The following is a 3836-nucleotide window of genomic DNA, read 5'->3' as shown; positions in this document are numbered from 1 at the left end:
TCGTCTTTTCATCGATGTGTTCGAGGCGGAAGCGAAAAAAATCGGCGGCGCTGACTTCCTCGCTCAAGGTACGCTTTACCCCGATGTGATTGAGAGCGTGTCGTTCACCGGCGGCCCGTCGGTGACGATCAAGTCGCACCACAACGTCGGCGGGCTACCGGCCCGCATGAACATGAAGCTGGTCGAGCCGTTGCGCGAACTGTTCAAGGACGAGGTCCGCGTGTTGGGACGCGAACTCGGGTTGCCGGAGGTTTTCGTCGGCCGCCATCCATTTCCGGGGCCAGGCCTTGCGATCCGATGCCCCGGCGAGATCACCCGCGAAAAGCTCGACATCCTGCGCGAGGCCGACGCCATCTACATCGACCAGATCCGTAAAGCCCAGCTCTACGACGAGATCTGGCAGGCGTTCGCGGTGCTGTTGCCGGTCAAGACGGTCGGCGTGATGGGAGATGGGCGTACCTACGAATATGTGGTTGGCCTGCGCGCGGTAACCTCGACCGACGGCATGACCGCTGACTTCTATCCGTTCGACATGAAATTCCTAGGCGAAACCGCAACCCGCATCATCAACGAGGTGACTGGCGTCAACCGTGTCGTTTACGACGTGACGTCGAAGCCGCCGGGTACGATCGAGTGGGAATGATTCAGGCCCATCCGGCGCTATCCGTCGGCATCCCGGAACACTCCATAACACACTGATAGGTAAAATAAAATCGTCCAAAGACGTTCGGGGGCTATCGGCCGGCAGAGATCGCCGCTGACGTACTCCCTGACGGTCCGGCTCCCCATTGCGAAATCCGATTTCGTCCGATACCGTCAGAGTCTGAATGGCCTCTGACGGTCTTTTTTTCGATCTAACTTGCTGTAAGAAAAAGAGATTTTGTCGCGAGGACGCCCAAAAATGGCCTGACGGTCTTTTTACGAGGAGACGGCCAAAATGTTGACGGATGCAGCCCTTAAGCACCTGAAACCAAAAGACAAAATTTATAAGGTGACGGACCGGGATGGCATGTACGTGCTGGTGAAGCCATCCGGGACACTCACGTTTCGGCTGGACTACCGGATGAATGGGCGGCGCGAGACCGTCACCTTCGGCAAGTACGGCCCCGCGGGGCTGTCGCTCGCTCGAGCACGAGAGCTGTGCATCGATGCCAGGCGGGCGATCAGCGAGGGACGATCGCCGGCGATCGAAAAGCAGCGGGAGAAGCGCCGGCTCCTGGAAGCGAAGAGCTTTGGCGAGTTCGGCGAGAAGTGGCTGACCGCGGCGCCGACGATGGCGGACAGCACGCGGGCGATGCGCCGGTCGATCTTCGAGCGCGAGCTGCTGCCCAAGTGGCGCAACAGACTGCTGACCGAGATCACACCGGACGATCTCCGGGCTCTTTGCGGGGCGATTGTCGAGCGGGGCGCGCCCGCTACGGCAATCCACGTCCGCGACATCGTCAAGCAGATCTACGGCTTCGCGATCTTGCACGGCGAGAAGATCGCCAACCCCGCTGACGATGTGGGGCCGTCTTCCATCGCTACTTTCGTGCCCAAGGACCGCTCGCTCTCGCCAACCGAGATCAGAATCATGCTCAAGCTGATCGAGAAGGTGGCGACCCTACCGACCATCCGGCTCGGCATGCGCCTCTATCTGCAGACGATGGTTCGCAAGAGCGAGTTGCAGGACGCGACTTGGGATGAGGTCGATTTCGAGAATGCCGTGTGGACGATTCCGAAGGAACGCATGAAGCGTTCGAAGGCGCACAACGTTTATCTGTCGCGGCAGACACTCGACATCATGATCGCGCTGAAGACCTGCGCAGGGAATTCGCGATACCTGTTGCCGTCGCGGTACGACGCGGATGCGCCGATGTCGCGCGCGACGTTCAACCGGGTAACCTACTCGGTTGTTGAACTGGCGAAGAAGGAAGGTCTGCCACTCGAGCCATTCACGGTTCATGATCTGCGAAGGACAGGATCCACGCTGCTCAACGAGCTGGGCTTCAACAGCGACTGGATCGAGAAGTGTCTTGCCCACGAGGATGGTCGTTCTTCGCGCGGCGTCTATAACAAGGCGGAGTACGAAGTTCAGCGTCGCCACATGATGCAGGAGTGGTCGGACATCATCGACGCCTGGGTCGCTGGGAAGAAGCGCGTCCCGGTGCTCATCCCGCCTTCGATGCCGCTGCTTGAGCCCGATCCGGCTCTCGAACCGGGCGCGACCGCCGTTGCCTGACGTCGGGAGCCTGCGCACGGCCGATTGGGGCTGATCGACGCGACGCTAGCCAGGCCTCGACTTCGGCCAGGTCCCAGACCACGCATCTCGGCGAGAGCGCAAAACGGCGCGGGAACTCGCCGCGCTGTTCCATCTCGTAGATCGTGCTGTCGGCAAGTGGGACGATTTCGCGCAGTTGCTGTCGGCGGATGGTCCGCTTCATCGGCGTGCTATTGCGGTCAGCCATCATCATTTCCTCAGTTCGTCTTCTCGAGGAAATGAGCGCGATAGACGCCGAAAGGGAAGGAGCGAAAGTCAGCGCGCAGACAGGCGGATACTGTGGCGTACAAATAGAAAGGTGCCTCGGCTTCGTGATCGCGAGACATCTCTCCTAAAGAGGTGTGACCCTCCGAATGCATAGGTCGCCAGTTCGAACGCCCGGCTCGACATATTGGTGCACGTTGGTGAGCAGTATGGTCGACATCGCTATTGTCGATTGGAGACGATGGTCGACGCCGTCGCCGAGCTATCCGCACGTTCTCGGATCGCGTGCTTACTCCAGCGCGCAATGATCTTCGGGCCGATATCGACGCCAAGGCTGCGGTAGAACGCCTGCGCGCTGGCATTAGCCGACTCGATTTCCCATCTCGCTGTCATGCCGGCCGCTGCGCATATGCGAGCCAGTCCGTCGAACAGCGCCGTTCCGACGCCTTTTCGCCGGGCGGATTCCGAGACGAACACATCGTCCACCCGAACGACATCGCCTCCCACCCAGATAGCGAAGTCGACCGTATAGGTAAGCATGCCGATGATTTCGCCGCGGCGCTCGGCGAGCAATGCATGCAACCGCGGCACGTCGCCGGATAGCGCTCGGCGCAACTGGCTGTCGCTGAATCGGACTTCGGCAGCATGCCCTTCGTAAGCCGCGAGCGATCTTATCAGCCGGCCTATGACCTCAGCATCTGCGGGGTCTGCCCGCCGAACATGCATCGTGCCACTCCGGCGAGGTGCTGAGGTTTCTGCCCGCATGTCTTGTGTTGTTTCCCGCTCAGTCCCAATCCCATCCTGCACCGGACGGTCGCCAATACCGTATGCGTGCGCCCCCGCTCTCGCGGGCGAAAACTACTCAACCTTGAGAGACCTACACTCACCTCGTTGGCGGATGAGTTTTGCTCTCCTGCACGCGCAGATTATGCGGTCGCGGTGCACGGGCGATGGCGGCAATGATCCCGGAGTTCCCAAGGCGGACTCCTTTCATGCCGAATGCGCTAGGCAACTCATTGCAGTTCGCACCGCTCCCGCCGAGGTCCGACTTCTCCGAGTTCGTGTCGAAGCTGGATATCGGCGATGTGCGCGCGCGCTTCGGGTTTCCGGTCGAGGCGGAGAGTCTTTGGCCGCTCCTTGCTCCCCGCATCCCCGACTGCCGCGCCATCGGCGCATGGAACGGCCGATCATTGGTCGGCGTCGGTATGCTCGCTAAGTTCGCCCCCGGGCAATGGGAGTTCGCGCTAATCGTGAGGTCGGATCTGAAACGTCGCCGCATTGGCACCGCACTGGTCCACCACGCATTTGCCAAGGCACGTGCGCTCGGCGCCGGCGAGGTCGTCGCTCACGTCCGTTCCGACAACACGGCTGC

General features: G+C 60.9%; 4 protein-coding genes and 1 pseudogene. 3 read left to right on the top strand and 2 right to left on the bottom strand.

All coding sequences use genetic code 11. The features are described from left to right. Together BGN91_RS10145 and BGN91_RS10140 are read left to right on the top strand one after the other, a co-directional pair. Positions 1-643 (top strand): annotated as a pseudogene (locus BGN91_RS10145) (GMP synthase (glutamine-hydrolyzing)); the annotation flags it as partial. A gap of 294 nt (positions 644-937) precedes the next feature. Then, complete coding sequence (locus tag BGN91_RS10140; RefSeq protein WP_292612773.1) at positions 938-2221, top strand: tyrosine-type recombinase/integrase; 1284 nt, start codon at positions 938-940, stop codon at positions 2219-2221. Here the strand turns inward: BGN91_RS10140 and BGN91_RS10135 are convergent. Together BGN91_RS10135 and BGN91_RS10130 are read right to left on the bottom strand one after the other, a co-directional pair. Then, the gene (locus BGN91_RS10135; protein WP_292612771.1) at positions 2151-2447 is read right to left on the bottom strand and encodes an AlpA family phage regulatory protein; all 297 of its coding nucleotides are present in this window, start codon (positions 2445-2447) and stop codon (positions 2151-2153) included. The two genes, BGN91_RS10140 and BGN91_RS10135, sit on opposite strands and share 71 nt — an antisense overlap. Positions 2448-2686: 239 nt before the next feature. Then, positions 2687-3190: a GNAT family N-acetyltransferase gene (locus tag BGN91_RS10130; protein WP_292612769.1), complete on the bottom strand. Its 504-nt coding sequence runs from the start codon at positions 3188-3190 to the stop codon at positions 2687-2689. A 266-nt stretch (positions 3191-3456) separates the two neighbouring features. Between BGN91_RS10130 and BGN91_RS10125 the strand changes: the two genes are divergently transcribed. Next, positions 3457-3836: GNAT family N-acetyltransferase (locus BGN91_RS10125; protein ID WP_292612767.1), on the top strand; the 380-nt coding region annotated here is incomplete at its 3' end.

Origin of the sequence: Nitrobacter sp. 62-13 (assembly GCF_001896955.1) — a bacterium.
GTDB lineage: Bacteria > Pseudomonadota > Alphaproteobacteria > Rhizobiales > Xanthobacteraceae > Nitrobacter.
Note: the sequence above shows the minus strand (reverse complement) of the source record. Positions and strands in the feature narration are given on the sequence as shown.

Excerpts from the sequence above, each read along its gene's own strand:
- BGN91_RS10140 (WP_292612773.1), top strand. The coding sequence starts at position 938 with ATGTTGACGGATGCAGCCCTTAAGCACCTGAAACCAAAAGACAAAATT.
- BGN91_RS10135 (WP_292612771.1), bottom strand. The coding sequence starts at position 2,447 with ATGGCTGACCGCAATAGCACGCCGATGAAGCGGACCATCCGCCGACAG.
- BGN91_RS10130 (WP_292612769.1), bottom strand. The coding sequence starts at position 3,190 with ATGCATGTTCGGCGGGCAGACCCCGCAGATGCTGAGGTCATAGGCCGG.